15 protein-coding genes and 13 pseudogenes are annotated in these 19,884 nt (G+C 72.4%); 12 read left to right on the forward strand and 16 right to left on the reverse strand.

From position 1 onward, the window contains the following. Positions 1–140 precede the first annotated feature (140 nt). The 3 genes and pseudogenes from G5V59_RS30490 to G5V59_RS38055 all read left to right on the forward strand — a co-directional run. Positions 141–1,043 (forward strand): annotated as a pseudogene (locus G5V59_RS30490) (methylmalonyl-CoA mutase family protein); the annotation flags it as partial. Continuing rightward, positions 1,043–1,300 (forward strand): annotated as a pseudogene (locus G5V59_RS38050) (methylmalonyl Co-A mutase-associated GTPase MeaB); the annotation flags it as partial. The pseudogenes G5V59_RS30490 and G5V59_RS38050, both read left to right, overlap by 1 nt. 88 nt (positions 1,301–1,388) lie before the next feature. Continuing rightward, positions 1,389–1,655 (forward strand): hypothetical protein, encoded by a 267-nt coding sequence (locus G5V59_RS38055; RefSeq protein ID WP_341351341.1) that lies wholly within the window; start codon positions 1,389–1,391, stop codon positions 1,653–1,655. Here the strand turns inward: G5V59_RS38055 and G5V59_RS38060 are convergent. Together G5V59_RS38060 and G5V59_RS30500 are read right to left on the reverse strand one after the other, a co-directional pair. After that, the gene (locus G5V59_RS38060; protein ID WP_341351070.1) at positions 1,631–1,969 is read right to left on the reverse strand and encodes a hypothetical protein; all 339 of its coding nucleotides are present in this window, start codon (positions 1,967–1,969) and stop codon (positions 1,631–1,633) included. The genes G5V59_RS38055 and G5V59_RS38060 overlap by 25 nt on opposite strands. Positions 1,970–2,025: 56 nt before the next feature. Further along, a complete protein-coding gene (locus tag G5V59_RS30500) occupies positions 2,026–2,655 on the reverse strand; it encodes an SseB family protein (protein ID WP_278258962.1) in 630 nt (209 codons plus the stop codon). Positions 2,656–2,850: 195 nt separating this feature from the next. Here G5V59_RS30500 and G5V59_RS30505 point away from each other — a divergent pair, with 195 nt between their 5' ends. From G5V59_RS30505 to G5V59_RS30520, 4 genes and pseudogenes are all read left to right on the forward strand, one after another. Then, a complete protein-coding gene (locus G5V59_RS30505; protein ID WP_278258963.1) occupies positions 2,851–3,123 on the forward strand; it encodes a hypothetical protein in 273 nt (90 codons plus the stop codon). Then, positions 3,111–3,164: pseudogene (locus G5V59_RS30510) on the forward strand (hypothetical protein); the annotation flags it as partial. The gene G5V59_RS30505 and the pseudogene G5V59_RS30510, both read left to right, overlap by 13 nt. Before the next feature lie 121 nt (positions 3,165–3,285). Then, positions 3,286–3,375: pseudogene (locus G5V59_RS30515) on the forward strand (hypothetical protein); the annotation flags it as partial. 172 nt (positions 3,376–3,547) lie between these two features. Further along, positions 3,548–4,159, forward strand: coding sequence for a M20/M25/M40 family metallo-hydrolase (locus tag G5V59_RS30520; RefSeq protein WP_278258964.1), 612 nt, complete (start codon positions 3,548–3,550; stop codon positions 4,157–4,159). Here G5V59_RS30520 and G5V59_RS30525 read toward each other — a convergent pair. The 7 genes and pseudogenes from G5V59_RS30525 to G5V59_RS30555 all read right to left on the reverse strand — a co-directional run bounded on the left by G5V59_RS30525 (position 4,086) and on the right by G5V59_RS30555 (position 9,368). After that, positions 4,086–4,586, reverse strand: coding sequence for an ABC transporter permease (locus G5V59_RS30525; protein ID WP_278258965.1), 501 nt, complete (start codon positions 4,584–4,586; stop codon positions 4,086–4,088). The two genes, G5V59_RS30520 and G5V59_RS30525, sit on opposite strands and share 74 nt — an antisense overlap. Then, positions 4,477–4,857, reverse strand: coding sequence for a hypothetical protein (locus G5V59_RS30530; protein WP_278258966.1), 381 nt, complete (start codon positions 4,855–4,857; stop codon positions 4,477–4,479). Before G5V59_RS30530 ends, G5V59_RS30525 begins: the two co-directional genes overlap by 110 nt. A gap of 517 nt (positions 4,858–5,374) precedes the next feature. Then, positions 5,375–6,367, reverse strand: coding sequence for an ABC transporter permease (locus G5V59_RS30535; protein ID WP_278258967.1), 993 nt, complete (start codon positions 6,365–6,367; stop codon positions 5,375–5,377). 240 nt (positions 6,368–6,607) lie between these two features. Then, a pseudogene (locus G5V59_RS30540) lies at positions 6,608–8,131 on the reverse strand (ABC transporter ATP-binding protein). 295 nt (positions 8,132–8,426) lie between these two features. Beyond that, positions 8,427–8,867 (reverse strand): annotated as a pseudogene (locus G5V59_RS30545) (BMP family ABC transporter substrate-binding protein); the annotation flags it as partial. Beyond that, positions 8,845–9,186: pseudogene (locus G5V59_RS30550) on the reverse strand (BMP family ABC transporter substrate-binding protein); the annotation flags it as partial. The pseudogenes G5V59_RS30550 and G5V59_RS30545, both read right to left, overlap by 23 nt. After that, positions 9,159–9,368, reverse strand: a complete 210-nt coding sequence (locus G5V59_RS30555) for a hypothetical protein (RefSeq protein ID WP_278258968.1) — start codon at positions 9,366–9,368, stop codon at positions 9,159–9,161. The gene G5V59_RS30555 and the pseudogene G5V59_RS30550, both read right to left, overlap by 28 nt. Before the next feature lie 221 nt (positions 9,369–9,589). Here G5V59_RS30555 and G5V59_RS30560 point away from each other — a divergent pair. From G5V59_RS30560 to G5V59_RS30570, 3 pseudogenes are all read left to right on the forward strand, one after another. Then, a pseudogene (locus G5V59_RS30560) lies at positions 9,590–9,963 on the forward strand (cytidine deaminase). A 33-nt stretch (positions 9,964–9,996) separates the two neighbouring features. Further along, positions 9,997–11,296 (forward strand): annotated as a pseudogene (locus tag G5V59_RS30565) (thymidine phosphorylase). A 32-nt stretch (positions 11,297–11,328) separates the two neighbouring features. Next, positions 11,329–12,404: pseudogene (locus tag G5V59_RS30570) on the forward strand (adenosine deaminase). Here G5V59_RS30570 and G5V59_RS30575 read toward each other — a convergent pair. After that, on the reverse strand, positions 12,338–13,537 hold the full coding sequence (locus tag G5V59_RS30575; protein WP_278258969.1) for an AAA family ATPase: 1,200 nt from the start codon (positions 13,535–13,537) through the stop codon (positions 12,338–12,340). The pseudogene G5V59_RS30570 and the gene G5V59_RS30575 overlap by 67 nt on opposite strands. Before the next feature lie 79 nt (positions 13,538–13,616). On the opposite strand from G5V59_RS30575, the gene G5V59_RS30580 reads away from it, so the two are divergent. Together G5V59_RS30580 and G5V59_RS30585 are read left to right on the forward strand one after the other, a co-directional pair. Next, positions 13,617–15,011 (forward strand): protein kinase, encoded by a 1,395-nt coding sequence (locus G5V59_RS30580; protein WP_278258970.1) that lies wholly within the window; start codon positions 13,617–13,619, stop codon positions 15,009–15,011. Between the two features lie 141 nt (positions 15,012–15,152). Then, complete coding sequence (locus G5V59_RS30585; protein ID WP_278258971.1) at positions 15,153–16,322, forward strand: hypothetical protein; 1,170 nt, start codon at positions 15,153–15,155, stop codon at positions 16,320–16,322. A 69-nt stretch (positions 16,323–16,391) separates the two neighbouring features. Here the strand turns inward: G5V59_RS30585 and G5V59_RS30590 are convergent, their stop codons facing one another. The 6 genes and pseudogenes from G5V59_RS30590 to deoC all read right to left on the reverse strand — a co-directional run bounded on the left by G5V59_RS30590 (position 16,392) and on the right by deoC (position 19,877). Next, positions 16,392–17,066, reverse strand: a complete 675-nt coding sequence (locus G5V59_RS30590; RefSeq protein WP_341351071.1) for an aldehyde dehydrogenase family protein — start codon at positions 17,064–17,066, stop codon at positions 16,392–16,394. Between the two features lie 64 nt (positions 17,067–17,130). Next, positions 17,131–17,337, reverse strand: a pseudogene (locus G5V59_RS30595) (aldehyde dehydrogenase family protein); the annotation flags it as partial. A 111-nt stretch (positions 17,338–17,448) separates the two neighbouring features. Next, the gene (locus G5V59_RS30600; RefSeq protein ID WP_278260160.1) at positions 17,449–17,802 is read right to left on the reverse strand and encodes an aldehyde dehydrogenase family protein; all 354 of its coding nucleotides are present in this window, start codon (positions 17,800–17,802) and stop codon (positions 17,449–17,451) included. Further along, a pseudogene (locus G5V59_RS30605) lies at positions 17,697–18,397 on the reverse strand (aldehyde dehydrogenase family protein). The gene G5V59_RS30600 and the pseudogene G5V59_RS30605 overlap by 106 nt, the downstream one beginning before the upstream one ends. Next, positions 18,397–18,885, reverse strand: coding sequence for an aldehyde dehydrogenase family protein (locus G5V59_RS30610; RefSeq protein ID WP_278258973.1), 489 nt, complete (start codon positions 18,883–18,885; stop codon positions 18,397–18,399). Before G5V59_RS30610 ends, G5V59_RS30605 begins: the two are co-directional and overlap by 1 nt. A 6-nt stretch (positions 18,886–18,891) precedes the next feature. Next, a pseudogene (gene deoC, locus G5V59_RS38065) lies at positions 18,892–19,877 on the reverse strand (deoxyribose-phosphate aldolase). Positions 19,878–19,884: the final 7 nt, after the last annotated feature.

The following is a 19,884-nucleotide window of genomic DNA, read 5'->3' on the forward strand; positions in this document are numbered from 1 at the left end:
AACACCCAGCTTGCTGCTGCAGCAGGAGAGCGGCACGACGTACTCCATCGACCCCTGGGCCGGCTCCTACTACGTCGAGAAGGCTCACCCACGACCTCGCGCAGCGTGCCTGGGCGCACATCCAGGAGGCCGAGGCCGCCGGCGGCATGGCCGCCGCGATCGAGCAGGGCATCCCGAAGATGCGCATCGAGGAGGCCGCTGCCCGCACGCAGGCGCGGATCGACTCCGGCGCGCAGAAGGTCATCGGCGTCAACACCTACCGGCTGGCCGTCGAGGACAAAGTCTGGACGTCCTCAAGGTCGACAACGACGACGTCTACCGCCAGCAGGTGGCCAAGCCTGGAGCGCCTGCGCGCCGAGCGCGACAGCGCGGACGTCGAGGACGCGCTGCACGCGCTGACCCGCTCCGCCGACTCCGGCGAGGGCAACCTGCTCGACCCGGCCGTCGCCGCCGCCCGCTCCAAGGCCACCGTCGGCGAGATCTCCGACGCCCTGGAGAAGGTCTACGGCCGCCACCAGGCGGTGATCCGTACGATCAGCGGGGTGTACCGCGACGAGGCCAACGAGGCCGGTGACACCCTGCTCCGCCAGGTGCGCCAGGCCACCGACGAGTTCGCCGAGGCCGAGGGCCGCCGCCCGCGCATCCTGGTCGCCAAGATGGGCCAGGACGGTCACGACCGCGGCCAGAAGGTCGTCGTCTCGGCCTTCGCCGACATGGGCTTCGACGTCGACGTGGGCCCGCTGTTCTCCACCCCCGAGGAGGTCGCGCAGCAGGCGATCGACGCCGACGTGCACATCGTCGGTGTCGACTCGCTGGCCGCCGGTCACCTCGCCCTGCTCCCGGCGCTGAAGAACGCGCTGGCCGAGCAGGGGCGTGACGACATCATGGTCGTCATCGGGGGTGTGATCCCGCCCGACGACGTACCGACCCTGAAGGAGATGGGCGCCGCGTCCGTCTTCCTGCCGGGCACGGTCATCGCCGAGTCGGCTCTCGACCTCCTCGCCAAGCCTGCGCGCCGCCCTCGACCACTGATGGGTCGCTGATGGACGTCGCGGGGCTGCTGGACGGGATCCGCGAGGGGAGGCGCGCGCAGGTGGCGCGCGCCATCACCCTCGTGGAGTCGACGGCACCCCGCCACCGGGCGGCCGCCCGCGAGCTCCTCACCGCGCTCGCCGGCGACGACGGGCCGACCGCGGTGCGGGTCGGGATCTCCGGCGTGCCCGGGGTCGGGAAGTCCACCTTCATCGAGGGGCTCGGCGGGCGACTCACCGCCGCCGGGCACAAGGTCGGCGTGCTCGCCGTGGACCCGTCGTCGGTGCGCACCGGCGGCTCGGTGCTCGGCGACAAGACCCGGATGGCCCAGGCTCTCCACCGATCCGAACGCCTTCATCCGGCCCTCGCCGTCGGCCGGCACGCTCGGGGGAGTGGCCCGCGCGACCACCCAGGCGATGAACGTCCTCGAGGCGGCCGGGTACGACGTGGTGCTGGTCGAGACCGTCGGCGTCGGCCAGTCCGAGGTCACCGTCGCCGGCATGGTCGACACCTTCCTCTTCCTCACCCTGGCCCGCACCGGCGACCAGGCTGCAGGGCATCAAGAAGGGCATCCTCGAGCTCGCCGACGTGATCGCGGTCAACAAGGCCGACGGCGACCGTGAGCAGGAGGCGCGCGGCGCCGCCCGGGAGCCTGGCCGGCGCCCTGCGCCTGGTCCGCGGGCACGCCGAGTGGGCCACCCCCGTGGTGACCTGCTCCGGGCTCACCGGCACGCGCGTGGACGAGGTCTGGGACCGGTGCTGGCCCACCGCGAGCACCTCGGCGAGACCGGGCTGGCGCGCAAGCGGGCCGAGCAGCAGCCTGGACTTCACCTGGGCCCTGGTGCGCGACGAGCTCGCCGAGCGGCTGCGCCACCACCCCGGCGTGCGGTCGGTGCAGGACGAGGTCCGCGCCGCGGTGCTGGACGGCGAGTCTCACCGCCCCGCTCGCGGCGGACCGCATCCTCGCGGCCTACGACGCCTGACCGGTCGCGCTCAGCCGAGCGCGGCCCGGATGCTCTCCGGTGTCGCGGCGAACGACGCCGGGTGCTGCGGGTCGAGGATCAGCACGTCGAAGCCGCCGCCGACCAGCCGGAGCAGGTCCGCACCGGCCCGCTGCTGCGCGGTGACCGCCTTGCCGTCGTAGAACGCGGTGAGCCGGGCGGCGTCGGAGAAGGCCAGCAGCAGGCGCTCGTCGCGGTGGTTGACGATGCTGGTGGGCGTGCTGCCGTCGCCCTGCGGGTCGAGCACCACGAACAGCCGGCTGCCGGCGATCTGCCGGACCACCTCGGCGTAGGTGCCGTCGTCGGGCGCGGCGAGGTAGGCGTCGGTGGCGTCCTGGACCCCGCCCGCGGGCACCCACCGCTCCAGGTAGGACAGCGTGCCCAGCGCGAGCCACGGGCCGGGGTGGTCCATCACGACCCCGGCGACGCCCTGCTCGCCGAAGGACGCCAGCCAGCCCAGCGCCTCCGGCATCGGCATGCCGAGGAAGGTGCTGCCCGGCCCGGCGACCGCGCCCGCCCGCTCGGGCGTGCTGTAGACCCCGAGCAGGTTGCCGATCCCGGGCTGGGCGAAGCCGCTCGGCAGGGGAGCGTCGGGGGTGCCGCGGTTGACGAGGTACCACACGCGCAGACTGCGCCGCGGCCTGCCAGAACGACCGCTCGACGTCGGCGTCACCGGGAGCGGCGGCCATCGCCGCCTTGCGGCGGTCGAGCTCCTCGACCAGGGCGGGTGCGTTCTCCGTCACGATGCCAACCTAACCGGGCGTCACCGCGGCGGACCGGCTCCGCGCGGCGTCCGGCGGCGAGTAGGTTGGGAGTCGTGACCGACACTCCCGACCTGCTGGCGATCGTCGCCTCCGTCGTCGACAAGTACGACGACGAGTTCGGTCGGCCTGCGTCGAACGCTCCACCAGCACCCGGAGTCTGTCCTGGCACGAGCAGGGCACCATCGAGCGGGTCGTCGAGCGTCTCGACGGGACCGGCTGGAGGCTCACCCGCACCCCGCGCAGCGGCCTGGTCGCCGACCTCGGCGACGCCGGCCCGCGGATCGCGCTGCGTGCGGACCTGGACGCACTGCCCGTGCAGGACCTGACGACCGACGAGTGGCGCAGCCAGGACGACGGCGTCGCGCACTCCTGCGGCCACGACGTGCACGTCTCCGCCCTGGTGGGCGCGGCGCTCGCGCTCGACGAGTCTGCACCGCCAGGGGCGGCTGCACGGCCGGGTCCGGCTGCTCTTCCAGCCCGCCGAGGAGGTGATGCCCGGCGGCGCGCAGCACCTGATCAGCCACGGCGCCCTGGAGGGCGTGGACCGGATCTTCGCGCTGCACTGCGACCCGTCCGTCGACGTCGGGGCGGTGGGCCTGCGCACCGGGCCGATCACGAGCGCGGCCGACCGGATCGACGTACGGCTGGAGGGCAACGGGGGGCACACCTCGCGCCCCCACCTGACCGGCGACCTGACCTTCGCCCTCGCCAAGGTCGCCAGCGAAGTCGCCCGCGGTGCTGAGCCGCCGGATGGACCCCCGCGCCGGCGTCAGCGTGGTGTGGGGGATGCTCCAGGCCGGCTCGGCCGCCAACGTCATCCCCGACCGCGGCGTCGCGAGCGGCACCGTGCGGATCCTGGAGGCCGGCGCCTGGACCGCCTGCGAGCCGGTGGTGCGTGAGGCCGTCCTCGACATCGTGCGGCCCTACGGCGTGACCGCCACCGTGGACTACCTGCAGGGTGTCCCGCCGGTCGTGAACGACGCCCGCTGCACCGCGATGGTCGCCTCCACCGCCGACCACCTGCTCGGCCCGCACCACCGCACCGAGGTGGAGCAGAGCCTCGGCGGGGAGGACTTCGGCTGGTACCTCGGCATCGTCCCCGGCTCGATGTTCCGGCTCGGCACCCGCACCCCCGGCGGCGCGCGCTTCGACCTGCACCAGGGCGACTTCGAGGTCGACGAGCCTGGCGATCGGGTTCGGCGCGAAGATGCTCGCCGGGGTCGCGGTGACCGCGATCGCGGCCGGCTGATCTGCACCGCGGCGCGACGGACCGGAGCCCCCGAGCGGGTCAGCCCTTCTTGTACGGCACCCCGTCTGCCGCGGGCGCCCTCGAGGCCCCCACCAGGCCGGCGACGGCGATGATCGTGACGACGTAGGGCAGCATCAGCATGAACTGGCTGGGCACGGGGGAGCCGAGCACCGACAGCACGCCGGACAGGTTCGTCGCGAAGCCGAAGAGCAGGGCGGCCAGGGTCGCCCGGACCGGGTCCCAGCGGCCGAAGATGACGGCCGCGAGCGCGATGTAGCCCGCACCGTCGGTCATCTCCTCGCCGAACTGCGGCACCGACACCAGGGTGTACGTCGCACCGCCCGCGCCCGCGATGAGGCCGGCGATGAGCAGGGTGGTGTAGCGGGTCCGGTTGACCTTGATGCCGACCGTGTCGGCGGCCTTGGGGTGCTCACCGACGGCGCGCACGCGCAGGCCCCACTTGGTGCGGTAGAGCGCCCAGGCGACGAGCACCACGGCGGCGTACATGATGTAGACCAGGATGGTCTGGCGGAACAGCACCGGACCGATGACCGGGATGTCGCCGAGCACCGGGATCGGGATCCGCTCGAAGTGCGGCGGGGAGTTGAGACCCTCGGGGTTCTCGGTGAGCACCTGGCCGAAGAGGAAGGCTCGTCAGCCCGATCACCAGCACGTTGAGCACGACGCCGACGATGACCTGGTCGACGAAGTAGGTGATCGCGAAGAAGCCGAGCACCAGCGCGACCAGGGCGCCGGCGCACATCGCCGCGACCAGGCCGCCCCACGGCGAGCCGATGATCGTGCCGAACATGGCCGCGGCGAAGGCGCCGAAGAGCAGGCTGGCCGTCGATGGCGATGTTGACGACGCCCGCCCGCTCGCCGAGGACGCCGCCGAGCGCCCCGAAGACGAGGGGCACGGCGAGCGCGATCGAGCCGCCGAGCAGGCCGATGACCGGCACGGTCTCGCCGGCCGCGGCCCAGCACAGGAAGCCGATCATCGCGAGCACCGCGAAGAGCCCGACCAGCCACACCGGCGTACGACGCCCGCGGCTGACGAGGAAGGCGGCGGCCGCGGTGCAGATCGCCAGCAGCACGACCATCGAGGCGATCCCGGCGGTGGAGGGGACGGTCACCGCGGGGAGCCTCGAAGAAGTCGGAGTCGGTCGCCAGGCGGAAGGTGGTGTCGCCGGAGCGACCCTTGAAGCCGGCCAGGAGCGCGACCAGGACGGTCACCACCCCGAGCACGATCGGCGCCTTGAGCGCGCCGCGGTTGGTCGCGGCCGGGGCGTCGGGCGCCGGGACCATCGGGGTCTTCTCGGTCAGGGTGGTCACGCCGTCGCCTCCTTCTTGGGAAGGTGGAAGATCGCTCGGACCAGGGGTGGCGCGGCGATGAACAGGACGATGAGGGACTGCACGACGAGCACGATCTCGACCGGGATGCCCTCGGAGGCGGCCATCGCGAAGCCGCCGGCCTTGAGCGCGCCGAACAGCAGACCGGCGGCCAGGATGCCGAGCGGCCGCGAGCGGCCGAGCAGGGCGACGGTGATCGCGTCGAAGCCGATGCCGGCGTCGACGTCGACGGTGACGCCGCTGGTGACGGTGCCGAGCACCTGGTTGACGCCGGCGAGACCGACGAGCGCGCCCGCGATGATCATCACCAGGGTGTAGGTGCGGCCCACGTCGATGCCGGAGGCCCGCGCGGCGTCGGGGTTCTCACCGACGGCCCGGAACCGGAAGCCCATCGCGGACTTGTTGAGCAGCCACCAGGTGAAGCCCACCGCGACCAGCGCCAGCACGAACCCGAAGTGCAGGTTGAACTTGTCGCCGAGCAGGCTCGGCAGGATCGCGGAGTCCGGCATCGCCTCGGACTTCGGGTTGGCCGACCCGGGCGCCTGCAGCCAGCCCTGCCGGGACAGGGCGTAGAAGACGAGGTAGTAGCCGACGTAGTTGAGCATGATCGTGACGATCACCTCGTGCGCGCCGGTGCGGGCCTTGAGCAGGCCGGCGATGCCGGCCCACAGGGCACCGGCAACGGCACCGGCGAGGATCGCCAGGGGCAGGTGCAGGACCGTCGGCAGGTCGACCGAGACCCCGACCCAGCCGGCGGCTGCGCCGGCGAGGAGCATCTGGCCGCGGCCACCGATGTTGAACAGCCCGGCGCGGAAGGCCAGGCCGACCCCGAGGCCGGCCAGGATGAGCGGGCCGGAGAACTTCAGGGTCTCGGTCAGCGGCCGGATCCGGGTCTCGAAGGCATCGACCTGGGTGTTGTAGATCGCGCCCCGGAAAAGTGCGGAGTAGGCACCGCTGATCGACTCCTGCACCGCCGAGAAGAAGTCGCTGGGCCGGGCGCCGATGTAGGCTGGCCGCGGAGCGGACGTTCTCGTCGGTCGCCAGGATCATGATCGAGCCGACCAGGAAGGCCAGCAGCACCGAGAGCAGCGACACCATCGCGTTGCCCGCGGCGATCTCCCGCATCACCCCGCGCCAGGCGGCGGGATCGCGGCGCTGGTCCTCGGGCGTCTCCGGGCTCCCCGGCTCGGGCACGGTCTGCGTCTCCTCGCTCACGCCACGACTCCTTCCGGCCGCTCGCCGGCCATCATCAGGCCCAGGGTCTCCCGGGGCGTGTCCGCGGGCACGATGCCGACCACCTCTCCTCGGTAGAGCACCATGATCCGGTCGGACAGGGCGACGATCTCGTCCAGGCTCGGTCGAGACCAGCAGCACTGGGACACCGCTGTCGCGGGTCGCCACGATCTGCTTGTGGATGAACTCGATGGAGCCCACGTCCACGCCGCGGGTGGGCTGCGCCGCGACGAGCAGGCGCAGGTCGCGGGAGAGCTCGCGGGCGACGACGACCTTCTGCTGGTTGCCGCCGGAGAGGCTGGCCGGCGGTGGCCTGGATGCCTGAGGCGCGTACGTCGTACTCGACGAGCTTCTCCTCCGCGAACCTCTCCAGCACGCCCGTGCGCACCGTGCCGAGGCCGACGAACGGCGCGCCGTGGCTGCGGTTGAGCATGAGGTTCTCGGCGATGGTGAAGTTGCTGACCAGGCCGTCGACCTGGCGGTCCTCAGGGACGAAGCCGACGCCCGCGTCGAGCACCTTGCGCACCGACCTGCCGACCAGGCTCGTGGCCGTCGAGCTCGATGGTGCCCTTGACGTGCGACTGCAGGCCGAGGACGGCCTCGGTGAGTCTCGGTCTGGCCGTTGCCCTGCACGCCCGCCACGCCGAGCACCTCGCCCGCGGCGATGCTGAAGCCTGATGCCGTCGAGGTGGACGTGCCCCGTGTCATCGAGCACCCGCAGGTCACGGACGACGAGCGCGTCGGCCCCCGGCTTCGCGGGGTCCTTGTGGACCGTCGACTCGACCGGACGGCCGACCATGAGCGCGGCCAGGCTCGGCGTTGGTCGCGGTGGGGGAGGCCTCGCCCACGACCGCACCGCGGCGGATCACGGTGATCCGGTCGGCGATCGCGCGGACCTCGCGCAGCCTTGTGGCTGATGAAGACGATGGCGGTGCCCGACGCACGGAGCCGGCGCATGATCTCCATGAGACTCGTCGGTCTCCTGCGGCGTCAGCACCGCGGTGGGCTCGTCGAAGACCAGGACGCGGGCGTCCCGGGAGAGCGCCTTGATGATCTCGACCCGCTGCTGCACGCCGACGGGGAGGGTCTCCACGACCGCGTCCGGGTCGACGTCGAAGCCGAAGCGCGCGGAGATCTCGCGGACCCGCTCGCGGGCCGCGTCGATGTCGAGGGTGCCGGCGAAGCCGGTGGCCTCGTTGCCGAGCATGACGTTCTCGGCGACGGTGAAGACGGGGATGAGCATGAAGTGCTGGTGCACCATGCCGATGCCGGCGGCCATCGCGTCGCCGGGGCCGGACATCTTCAGGCTCCGCGCCGTCGAGGAGGATCTCGCCCTCGTCGGCCTGGTACAGGCCGTAGAGCACGTTCATCAGCGTGGACTTGCCGGCGCCGTTCTCGCCCAGGAGGGCGAGGATCTCGCCCTCGTTGACGGTGAGCGAGATCCGGTCGTTGGCGACCAGCGTGCCGAAGCGCTTGGTGATGCCCCTGAGTTCGAGCGTCATGGAGGCGATCCTCTCCGAGCGGGGTGGGCGGATGCCAGTGAACGTGCCGTGAACACGGCCGGGCACCCGCGTCGTACGGGTCCGGGAAACACAGTCCGGGGGAGGTCGGCGCGAGGCCGACCTCCCCCGGATGCGTGCGCCGGGTGCTACTTCTTGTTGAGGTAGGAGGCTCACCGGGATCGAGCCGTCGATGATGCCGGCCTTCACCTTGTCGAGTCTCGCCCTGCAGCGACGGGGACACCTTGCTCTGGAAGTTGTGGAACGGCGCCAGGCCGACACCGTCGTTCTCCAGGGTGCCGATGTAGGCCTCGGCGTCGAACTTGTCCTCACCGGCGGCCTTGACGGCCTCGATGGTGGAGGTCTTCATGTTCTTCAGGATCGAGGTCAGGACGAGGTCCTTGGTCTTCGGGTCCGTCTCGAAGAAGTCCGCGTCCACACCGACCATCGCGACGTCCTTGCCGGAGTCGGCGATGGCGGTCAGCGCGCCCTGGTAGATCGGGCCACCGACCGGCAGGATCACGTCGGCGTTCTGGTCGAGGATCTGCTTGGCGGTGTTGGTCGCCTTCTCGTTGGCGTCGAAGCCACCGGTGAAGACGCCCTTGTCGTTGCCCTCCCAGCCGACGAGCCTTGACCTTCTTGCCCTTCTCCTTGGCGTAGTAGTCCACGCCCTGCTTGAAGCCGTCCATGAAGATGGTGACGGTCGGGAAGGGCTGGCCGCCGTAGGTGCCGACGACATTGGTCTTGGTGTAGTCCGCCGCGGCGTAGCCGGCCAGGAACGCGGCCTGGGCCGTGTCGTAGAGGATCGGCTTGATGTTGTCGGCGTCCTTCTTGCCGTCGAAGTCGTTGTCGGCGGCGTCGTCGATCAGGACGTACTCGATGTCCGGGTTCGCCTTCGCCGAGGCGACGGTCGCGGCGGACAGCGCGAAGCCGACCGTCACGATGAGGTCGCAGCCGGCGCTGACGAGGCCCTCGAGGTTGGGGGCGTAGTCCTGGTCGGTCTTGGACTGGACCGACTTGTAGTCGGAGTTCAGGCTCCTTCGCCGCCTCGATGACACCCTCGTAGGTGAGTTTGGTTGAACGACTTGTCGTCGAACCCGCCGGCGTCGGAGACGATGCAGGGCAGGAAGTCGATCTTCTTCGCGCTCTTCTCGTCAGGTGCGTCGCCGCAAGCCGCCAGGCTCGCGCTCGCCGTCAGGGCAACGGCGATCGCCGCGGACGTCCTCTTCCAAGTCTTCACTAATGTCCTCCAGATCAGCGCCCGGCGTCGAGCAGGGCAGGGGGATGGCGGTGGTGCTCGGTGCATCCTCACCCACAGCCCGCTCGACGGGAAGCACCTTCGGAGAAACGGTTACCAACTTGGGACATTTCTTCCCGCGGCCACCGTTCGCCGACGATCCTCGCGCCTCGCGGAGAGTTGCCGCGATGCCCTAGGTTGACCGGGTGGCCGACTGGGAGTCCCTGCAGCGTGCGGCGATCGAGATCGCGGAGCGGGCCTATGCGCCGTACTCCTCCTACCGGGTGGGCGCCGCCGCTCTCGCCGACGACGGCCGGCTGGTCGTGGGGTGCAACGTCGAGAACGCGGCGTACGGCGTCACGCTCTGCGCCGAGTGCGGGCTGGTCTCCCAGCCTGCACGCCACCGGCGGCGGCCGGCTGACCCACTTCGTGTGCGTCAACGGCTCCGGCGCGGTGATCATGCCGTGCGGGCGCTGCCGCCAGCCTGCTGTGGGAGAACGGCGGCCCCACGCTGCAGGTGCTCACCCCGCTGGGCGTGCGCACGATGGACGAGGTGCTGCCGCAGGCGTTCGGCGCCGGGGACCTCGACCGCGCCTGAGGAGGCGTTGACCCGACGCCCTAGGGTTCGTGCATGGCTGAACTCCACGACGCCGTCGAGGTCATCCTCGCCAAGCGGGACCGCGGCACCCTGTCCACGAGCCAGATCGACTGGATGGTCGGCGCCTACACCCGCGGGGTGGTGGCGGACGAGCAGATGTCCTCCCTCGCGATGGCGATCCTGCTCAACGGGATGGACCGGCGCGAGATCGCCGACTGGACCGCCGCGATGATCGCCTCGGGGGAGCGGATGGACTTCTCCGGGCTCTCCCGGGTGACCAGCGACAAGCACTCCACGGGCGGCGTGGGCGACAAGATCACGCTGCCGCTGGCGCCGCTCGTCGCGGCCTGCGGGGTGGCGGTGCCGCAGGCTGTCCGGACGCGGCCTGGGCCACACCGGCGGGACGCTGGACAAAGCCTGGAGTCGATCCCCGGCTGGCGGGCGCAAGCTGTCGAACGAGGAGATGCTCGCGCAGCCTGGAGAGCGTCGGCGCGGTGATCTGCGCGGCGGGCGACGGGCTCGCGCCGGCCGACAAGAAGGCTCTACGCCCTGCGCGACGTGACCGGCACGGTGGAGGCGATCCCGCTCATCGCGTCGTCGATCATGAGCAAGAAGATCGCCGAGGGCACCGGCGCGCTGGTGCTGGACGTCAAGGTCGGCAGCGGCGCCTTCATGAAGGACATCGACAAGGCGCGTGAGCCTGGCCGAGGTGATGGTCGCGCTCGGCACCGACGCCGGCGTGCGCACGGTCGCCCTGCTCACCGACATGGCGACCCCGCTGGGCCGTACGGCGGGCAACGCGATCGAGGTCCAGGAGTCGGTCGACGTGCTGGCCGGTGGCGGTCCCGCCGACGTGGTCGAGTCTGACCCTCGCCCTGGCCCGCGAGATGCTCGCCGCGGCCGGGCGCGACGACGTGGACCCCGCGGAGAAGTCTCGCCGACGGCTCGGCGATGGACGTGTGGAAGGCGATGATCCGCGCCCAGGGCGGCGACCCGGACGCGGAGCCTGCCGGGCGCGAGGGAGAGCCACGTGGTGGCCGCGCCGAGCGACGGCGTGCTGACCCGGCTCGACGCGCTCTCGGTCGGCATCGCCGCCTGGCGCCTCGGCGCGGGCCGCGAGCGCAAGGAGGACCCGGTGCAGGCCGGTGCCGGCGTCGTGTGGCACGCCCGTCCGGGGGACGAGGTGCGGGCGGGGGAGCCGCTGTTCACGCTGCTCACCGACACCCCGGAGCGCTTCGACCGTGCGCTCGCCTCCCTCGAGGGCGGCTACGACGTGGAGCCGGCCGGCACCGCGTTCGAGCCCCGTCCGCTGGTGCTCGACCGGGTCGGCTGAGCCTGCTGGTCTCCCTGCGGCAAGATTGCTGCATGGAGCTCACTCTCGCCGACATCAAGGCCGCCCCCAAGGTCCTGCTGCACGACCACCTCGACGGCGGGCTGCGCCCGGCGACGATCGTGGAGCCTGGCGGCCGAGGTGGACCACGAGTCGCCCACGACGGATCCCGACGCGCTCGGCACCTGGTTCACGGAGGCGGCCGACTCGGGCTCCCTCGAGCGCTACCTGGAGACCTTCGCGCACACGGTCGGCGTGATGCAGACCCCCTCCGCGCTGACCCGGGTCGCCCGGGAGTGCGCGGAGGACCTGGCGGCCGACGGGGTGGTCTACGCCGAGATCCGCTACGCGCCCGAGCCTGCACGTCGAGCGCGGGTTGGACTCGGCCGACGTCGTCGCCGCCGTCCAGCAGGGCTTCGAGGAGGGCATGGCGGCCTCCGGCGGCCGCATCGTCGTACGCCACCTGCTGACGGCGATGCGCCAGGCCGCACGGGCGATGGAGATCGCCGAGCCTGGCCATGGAGTGGCGCGACCGCGGGGTGGTCGGCTTCGACATCGCCGGACCGGAGGCGGGCTTCCCGCCCACCCGCTTCCTCGACGCCTTCGAGTACCTCCAGCGCGAGAACTCGCACTTCACCATCCACGCCGGTGAGGGCTTCGGCCTGCCGTCGATCTGGGAGGCGGTGCAGTTCTGCGGCGCGGACCGGCTCGGCCACGGCGTGCGGATCGTGGACGACATCGAGGTCGACGAGAGCGGTACGGCGCACCTGGGCCGGCTCGCGTCGTACGTGCGGGACAAGCGGATCCCACTGGAGATGTGCCCCTCGTCCAACGTCCAGACCGGCGCCGCCGACTCCATCGAGGAGCACCCGATCAAGTCTGCTCGCGTCGCTGCGCTTCCGGGTCACCGTCAACACCGACAACCGGCTGATGAGCGGGACCTCGCTGAGCAAGGAGCTTTGCCCTGCTCCACGAGCACGTCGGCTACGGCTGGGCGGAGATGGAGTGGCTGACCGTCAACGCGATGAAGTCCGCCTTCCTGCCCTACGACGAGCGGTACCGGCTGATCACCGAGACCATCAAGCCGTGGTACGCCGAGCGCCAGGCCTGAGCCCTCAGACCACGAACCAGGCGTAGTCCCAGCCGGAGAGCCCGAGCCGGTGCTCGCTCCAGCGGGCCCGGCCGATCGTCAGCACCGCCCCGGCGGCGGGGTCGAAGACCTCGATCGCCTCGCCGGCCGTGCCCGTGGCGAGCACCACGTGGCGCGGCAGCCAGCGGGTGCCGACGTAGACCGCGACCGGCCGGGTGGCGAGGTTCTCGCGCAGGACGTCGTAGCCGATCTCGGCGCGCGGGCGCACGTGCACGGCAGCGATCCGCTCGCCGGTGAGGGCGCGCAGAGCGTTGGCCACCGCCCACGGCGGCGTGCCGAACCGGCGCGGCCAGGGCATCTGGAAGCGGTCGCGCGGGCTGTGGCTGGAGGTCAGCAGCCGGTGCTCCTCGCGGATCTCGTCCTCGGCGTCCGCCGGCCGCCACTCGGTGAGCAGCACCCGGGCGGCGACGACCGCCGCGGCGCCGCAGACTCAGCCTGGTCGGGCTGGCGCAGCGCGGCGGGGGTGAGGTCAGCGGGCCACCGCATGGTCGTCCTCCGTCGCGAGACTCGCGGAAGGCCCGGTCGCCGGTCGCGACCCGGCAACCGACGGCGACCGCGCGGCGCACCACCTGGCGCTGGGCGCGGGCGAGGGCCAGGCCGCGTCGTACCAGCACGAGCGGGGGCTTGCGGTGCTCGCGCAGGTCGCGGGCGAGGCGGCGCCAGAAGGTGACGACGGGATGCTGGGTGATGCAGTACGCCGCCGCGAGCAGCCCCTGCGCCCGGGCCTCCTCGACGACCTCCGCGGCGAAGATGCCCTCCGCGGCGAAGCGCCGTGCGCCGCCGAGGTCGAGGTGCTGCGAGCCGGTGCGGCGGCTCTCGGAGATCGAGTAGACCGGGATGTCCGCGGCACCGGTGCGGCACAGCGAGCGCAGCGCGGCGAGCGCGTCCTCACGGTGCCAGGTGCCCGGGTGGTCCCAGTCGACGAGGCCGGCGTTGGCGCCCTCGGCGATCCTCGGCAGACCCGGCTCGTCGCCGTCGCGGTAGAAGTCGTCGAGGCGCAGGGTGGGCCAGCCGTGCGCCCGGTGCAGCCGCTCCGCGAGCCTCGACTTCCCCGATCCCGAGGGGCCGGCGAGGACGATCACACGGGCGGTCATGGGCATCAAGTCTGCCGCAGCCCTCGCGATTTGCGGCATTGTGCCCCGCGCCGGCGCCGGCTGCGGGACCCTCGGAGGCGTGGAGCGCGCGACCGATGACGTGGCCCCCCGGGTCACCGGGTTCGAGGTGCTCGCCCGGGTCGGCGCGGACCCGTCCGGCCCGGTGCTGCGGGCGCGGGAGATCGCGACCGGCCAGGTCGTCGCGCTGCGCCGGATGAGTCGCGCCGAGGGCGCGTCCGTCGCGAGCCGGCTGGCCGATCTGGTGCACCTGGAGGAGGAGCACGTCGTCGCGGTGCGGGGCCTGGTACGGGAGCCGTCGGCGGCGTACCTGGTCACGGAGTGGGTGGAGGCGGCGACCCTGGCCGAGGTGATGGGCTCGGGGGAGCGGATGGTCGTGGGGCAGATGCTCGGCATCGTCCGCGGCGTGCTCATCGGGCTCGCCCACGTCCACGAGCACGGGCTCGCCCACGGCGGCGTCGGGCCGACCCGGGTGCTGCTCGACAGCGACGGACGGGCCCGGCTGATGGACACCGGGGTCGTGGCGGACGCGAGCCTCGTGGGCGACGTACGCGACGCCGCGGCGCTGCTCGTGCTGCTCCTCACCGGTCAGCCGGTGCCGCCGGGCACGGCCGTCGACAAGCGCCGACTGCGCCGGGTCGACGCTGCCCTGCGCCCCGTCCTGCTGCGGGCGCTCGCCGTCGACCCTGGCGAGCGGCCGGCCGACGCGGCCGCCCTGCTCGCCGGGCTCGGCAGGGCCGCCCGCCGGGCCTACGGCGCGAGCCTGGTGGACCGAGGCCGGGCTCGCCGCGGTGGTCGGGCCCGCGCTGCCCCGCCTGGTACCGCTCACCCCACCGCCCGCCGAGGAGCCCGCTCCGCCGGGCCGCACCCGCCGCCGGGTACGACGGGTGGCTGCCACCGTCGCGGCCCTCGCCGTCGTCGCCGGCGGGATCACCGCCGCCGTGCTGCTCCTGCACGAGGACCCCGCTCCCGAGCCGGTGTCCTTCCGGACCGACCTCTTCTGCGGCGAGCCTGGACGACGCGGCCACGGCCCTCGCCGGCAGCGACGCCACCAGCCGGGCTGACTCCTCCGGTGCCCGCGGTGCCGAGGGGGCGAGCGGTGGCCGGGCCACCGTGTCCTGCTACTGGGGTGGTGGCGCCTCCGGGGTCGTCGTCAGCGTCACCGTCGGCGCCCGGGCCGACGTCGACGCCGCCGGCACCGACTCCGCGGAGCGCACCGCGGCCCTGCTCGACGGGGCCAACCAGCGGGTGCTCGCGGCCGCGAAGGGGCGCTGGCAGCCGTCGTACGGCACCCGGTGCACGGCGCTGCCCACCCCTGGGTACGACACCGCCTTCTCCTGCCTCGAGCCGGTCATGCCGCTCCCCGAGCGAGCGGCCGACCCCGGCTCGGTCCGGGTGGTGGGCGTCGCGACGGCCCGCGACCAGGCGCTGGTCTGCGGCGGCAACCGGCGGCTGACGACCCCGGCGGAGGCGGCCGGCTCCGCCGCGTTGGCCGACCGGATCGCCGACCTGTGCCGTGCCGTGCTGGTGAGGGTTCGCCGCGGCGGCTGAGCGGCGCGGTACGGTCCGCGGATGAGCCTGGATCAACCGCCGCCGGGTGCGGATCACCCTGGTGTCCTTCCTCGGCCTGGTGCTGGTGCTCGCGGTCGGCTTCTTCTCCTTCGCCCCGGCGAAGATCGAGTCGATGCGCAACCGGGTCGAGCCCGCCGACCTGCCCTCGGTCACGGCGGAGACCCAGCGCCTGCACGACTCGCTGGCGATCGTGGACATGCACGCCGACACCCTGATGTGGGACCGCGACATCCTCGACCGCTCGGGCCGGGGTCACCTGGACCTGCCGCGCCTGGAGGACGGCAACGTCGCCCTGCAGGTGTTCTCGTCGGTGTCGAAGTCGCCGAAGGGCCAGAACTACGACAGCAACCCGACCGACGCCGGTGACAACATCACCCTGCTCACCATCGCCCAGGCTCCAGCCGCCTCGCACCTGGCGCTCCCTGCTGGAGCGCTCGCTCTACCACGCCGAGAAGCTCGAGAGCGCGGCGAAGGACTCCGAAGGGAGGCTGCGGCTGATCCGCTCCGTGGCCGACCTCGACGGCCTCCTCACCGACCGCAAGGCCGGCCTGCGCGTCACCGGTGCGCTCTTCTCGGTCGAGGGGCTGCAGAACCTCGAGGGCGACTTCGACAACCTCGACCGGCTCTACGACGCCGGGATGCGGATGGCCGGCTTCACCCACTTCTTCGACAACGAGGTCGCGGGCTCGATGCACGGCGAGAAGAAGGGCGGGCTGACCGACCTCGGCCGCCGCGTCTTCACCGAGATGGAGCGGCGCGGCATCGTCGTCGACATCGCCCACGCCAGCCACCGCGCCGTCGCCGACATGCTCGGCCTGGCGACCAAGCCGCTCGTCCTCTCCCACGGCGGCGTGCAGGCCACCTGCGACGTCAACCGCAACCTCACCGACGAGGAGATCCGCGGCGTCGCCGCCACCGGCGGGGTCGTCGGCGTCGGCTACTGGGACGCGGCCGTGTGCGACCTCACCACCAAGGCCGTCGTCGACGCGATCGACCACGTGGTGCAGGTGGGCGGCCTCCGGGCCGCCGCGCTCGGCAGCGACTTCGACGGCGCGACCACCACCGGCTGGGACACCACGGAGGCTCGCTGCGATCACCCAGGAGGCTCCGCGACCGGGGGTACGACGACGCGGAGGTCGCGGCGATCATGGGCGGCAACACGATCCGGGTGCTGCGGGCCGTGCTGCCGCGATGAGCGCCCGGGTCGCTCTCCCCGCCGTGCTGGTCGCCGGGCTCGGCTCGATCTGGTACCCCGCGACCCGACTCAGCCGTCGCCGCCGCGCGACCCCCGGTTGGCGAGGATCACCGCGACCGGCGGGATGACCGCTGCGACCACGCTCATCCCGACCGCGAGGGGCACGGAGAACAGCCGGACCACGTTCCACGCCAGCACGATGAGGACCAGGCAGGTCCCCATCAGCCAGACGTAGGTGCGCCGGCGGTGGCTCAGATCCCGGTCGGGTGCCACACCGTCTTCGTCTCCACGAACGCGGTCATCGGCGAGAGCCCGGGCTCGGCGGTCCAGTCCGGCTCGGCATCCGGCGCGCGTCGTACCCGCTTGAGGTTGTCGGCCGCGGCGACCTCCAGGCTCGGTGGCGAGCTCGGGGGATCCGGCGACGCCGGCCAGGTCGATCGCGTTGACGTCCATGTGCGCGGCCAGCCAGGGCCCGAGCACGGCGGCGTCACCGGTGAGGAGGTTGACCACCCCGCCGGGGACGTCGGAGGTGGCGAGCACCTCGGCGAAGGTCACCGCCGGCAGCGGCCGGGCGTACGACGACACGGCCACCACGACGTTGCCGGTCACGATGACGGGAGCGATCACGGAGACCAGTCCCAGCAGCGAGGACGACTGCGGCGCGAGCACGCCCACCACACCGGTCGGCTCGGGCGCGGAGTGGTTGAAGAACGGGCCGGAGACCGGGTTGGCGTTGCCGACCACCTGGGCGAGCCTTGTCGGCCCAGCCGGCGTACCAGACGAGGCGGTCGACGGCGGCGTCCACCTGGGCCCGGGCGGCGGCGGCCGAGGCGCCCTCGGACTGGCGCACGGCCTCCTCGAACTGCGGACGGCGGTCCTCCATCACCTCGGCGATCCGGTAGAGGATCTGGCCGCGGTTGTAGGCGGTGCGCCCCGACCACGAGCCGAAGGCCTTGCGGGCGGCGACGACCGCGTCGCGGACGTCCTTGCGCGAGGCGAGGGCGGCGTTGGCCACGAACTTCCCTTTGCTGTCGGCGACCTCGTAGGAGTAGCCCGACTCCGAGCGCGGGAAGGCGCCGCCGATGTAGAGCCTTGTAGGTCTTGCGGACGTCGATGCGCGCGGCCATCAGATGTCACCCTTCAGGTACGCGGCGAGGCCCTGGCGCCCGCCCTCGCGGCCGTAGCCCGACTCCTTGTAGCCACCGAACGGGCTGGCCGGGTCGAACTTGTTGAACGTGTTGGCCCACACCACGCCGGCACGCAGCGCCGAGGCCATGTGCAGGATGCGGGAGCCCTTCTCGGTCCACACCCCCGCCGAGAGGCCGTACGGCGTGTTGTTGGCCTTCTCGATGGCCTCACCGGGCGTGCGGAAGGTCAGCACCGAGAGCACGGGGCCGAAGACCTCCTCGCGTGCGATCCGGTGCGCCTGGGTGACGCCGGTGAAGATCGTCGGCGGGAACCAGAAGCCGGACGAGGGCAGGTCGCAGGCCGGCGCCCAGCGCTCGGCGCCCTCCGCCTCGCCGATGTCGGAGAGCCTCGCGGATGCGGTCGAGCCTGCTCGCGGGAGTTGATCGCGCCGATGTCGGTGTTCTTGTCGAGCGGGTCGCCGACGCGCAGCGTGCCCATCCGGCGCTTGAGCCTGGCGAGCACCTCGTCGGCGACCGACTCCTGCACCAGCAGGCGGGAGCCGGCGCAGCACACGTGGCCCTGGTTGAAGAAGATGCCGCTGACGATGCCCTCGACCGCCTGGTCGATGGGAGCGTCGTCGAAGACGATGTTGGCGGCCTTGCCGCCGGCTCCAGGGTGGCCTTCTTGTCCGTGCCGGCGATCGCGCGGGCGATCGCCTTGCCGACGGCGGTCGAGCCGGTGAAGGCGACCTTGTCGACGTCCGGGTGGGACACCACGGCCTGGCCGGTGCCGCCCGCACCGGTGACGATGTTGACGACGCCCGGCGGGAGGTCGGCCTGCTGGCAGATCTCCGCGAAGAGCAGCGCGGTCAGGGGCGTGGTCTCGGCCGGCTTGAGCACGACCGTGTTGCCGCACGCCAGGGCCGGGGCGACCTTCCACGCCAGCATCAGCAGCGGGAAGTTCCACGGGATGACCTGGCCCGCGACGCCGAGCGGCTGCGGGTTCGGGCCGAGGCCGGCGTAGTCCAGGCTTGTCGGCCCAGCCGGCGTAGTAGAAGAAGTGCGCCGCCACGACCGGTACGTCGACGTCGCGGCTCTCCTTGATCGGCTTGCCGTTGTCGATCGACTCCAGCACGGCCAGGCTCGCGCCCGCGCTCCTGGATGATCCGGGCGATCCGGAAGAGGTACTTGGCCCGCTCCTTGCCGGAGGTCCGCGACCAGCCGCGGAACGCACGGCGCGCGGCCTTCACGGCCAGGTCGACGTCGGCGTCGGAGGCCTCGGCCACCTCGGCGAGGGTCTCCTCGGTGGCGGGGTTGATCGTCTTGAACGACGTGCCGCGGCCGTCGACGAACTCCCCGTCGATGAAGAGGCCGTAGGACGGCTTGATGTCGACGATGCTCCGCGACTCCGGAGCCGGTGCGTACTCGAACGCCATGTCAGATCAGTCCAGGGTGAAGTAGTCGGGACCGCTGTAGCGGCCGGTGGTCATCTTCGTGCGCTGCATGAGCAGGTCGTTCAGCAGCGTCGAGGCGCCGAAGCGGAACCAGTCCGGGTCCAGCCAGTCGTCGCCGGCGATCTCGTTGACCATGACGAGGTACTTGATCGCGTCCTTGGCGGTGCGGATCCCGCCGGCCGGCTTCACGCCGATCTGCACGCCGGTGGCCTCGCGGAAGTCGCGGACCGCCTCCAGCATCACCAGGGTGACCGGCAGGGTCGCGGCCGGCTGCACCTTGCCGGTGGAGGTCTTGATGAAGTCGGTGCCGGCGAGCATCGCCAGCCAGGACGCGCGGCGCACGTTGTCGTAGGTCTGCAGGCTCGCCGGTCTCGAAGATGACCTTGAGGTGGGCGTGCGTGCCGTCGGGGCGCACACAGGCCTCACGGGTCGCGACGATCTCCTCGAAGACCTGCAGGTAGCGACCGGCCAGGAAGGCCCCCCGGTCGATGACCATGTCGATCTCGTCGGCGCCGTTGGCGACCGCGTCGCGGGTGTCGGCCAGCCTTGACCTCCATCGAGGCCCGGCCGCTGGGGAAGGCGGTCGCGACGGCGGCGACGTTGACCTCGTTCCCGACGATCGCCTTCACCTCGCCGACCAGGTCGCCGTAGACGCAGACCGCGGCGACCGAGGGGCACGACGGGTCGGCCGGGTCGGGGCGCAGCGCCTTGGCTGCCAGCGCGCGCACCTTGCCCGGGGTGTCCTGGCCCTCCAGCGTGGTCAGGTCGACCATGCGGATGGCCAGGTCGAGCGCCCAGGCCTTGGCGGTGGTCTTGATCGAGCGGGTCCCGAGCCCGGCGGCACGCGCCTCGGCTCCGACCTGGTCGACGCCGGGCAGTCCGTGCAGGAAGCGGCGCAGGGCGGCGTCGCTCGCGGTCACCTCGGCGTACGCCGCGAGTCCCGGCACGGGATCGGTGGGGGCGGTGGTCGGCATTGGCTCA

This window comes from Nocardioides convexus (assembly GCF_011090295.1).

Bases quoted from the DNA above. Each gene is read 5' to 3' on its own strand.
- G5V59_RS30520 (WP_278258964.1), top strand. From the start codon at position 3,548: ATGGACCCCCGCGCCGGCGTCAGCGTGGTGTGGGGGATGCTCCAGGCC.
- G5V59_RS30575 (WP_278258969.1), bottom strand. From the start codon at position 13,537: ATGACCGCCCGTGTGATCGTCCTCGCCGGCCCCTCGGGATCGGGGAAG.
- G5V59_RS30610 (WP_278258973.1), bottom strand. From the start codon at position 18,885: ATGGCGTTCGAGTACGCACCGGCTCCGGAGTCGCGGAGCATCGTCGAC.
- G5V59_RS30530 (WP_278258966.1), bottom strand. From the start codon at position 4,857: ATGTTCGGCACGATCATCGGCTCGCCGTGGGGCGGCCTGGTCGCGGCG.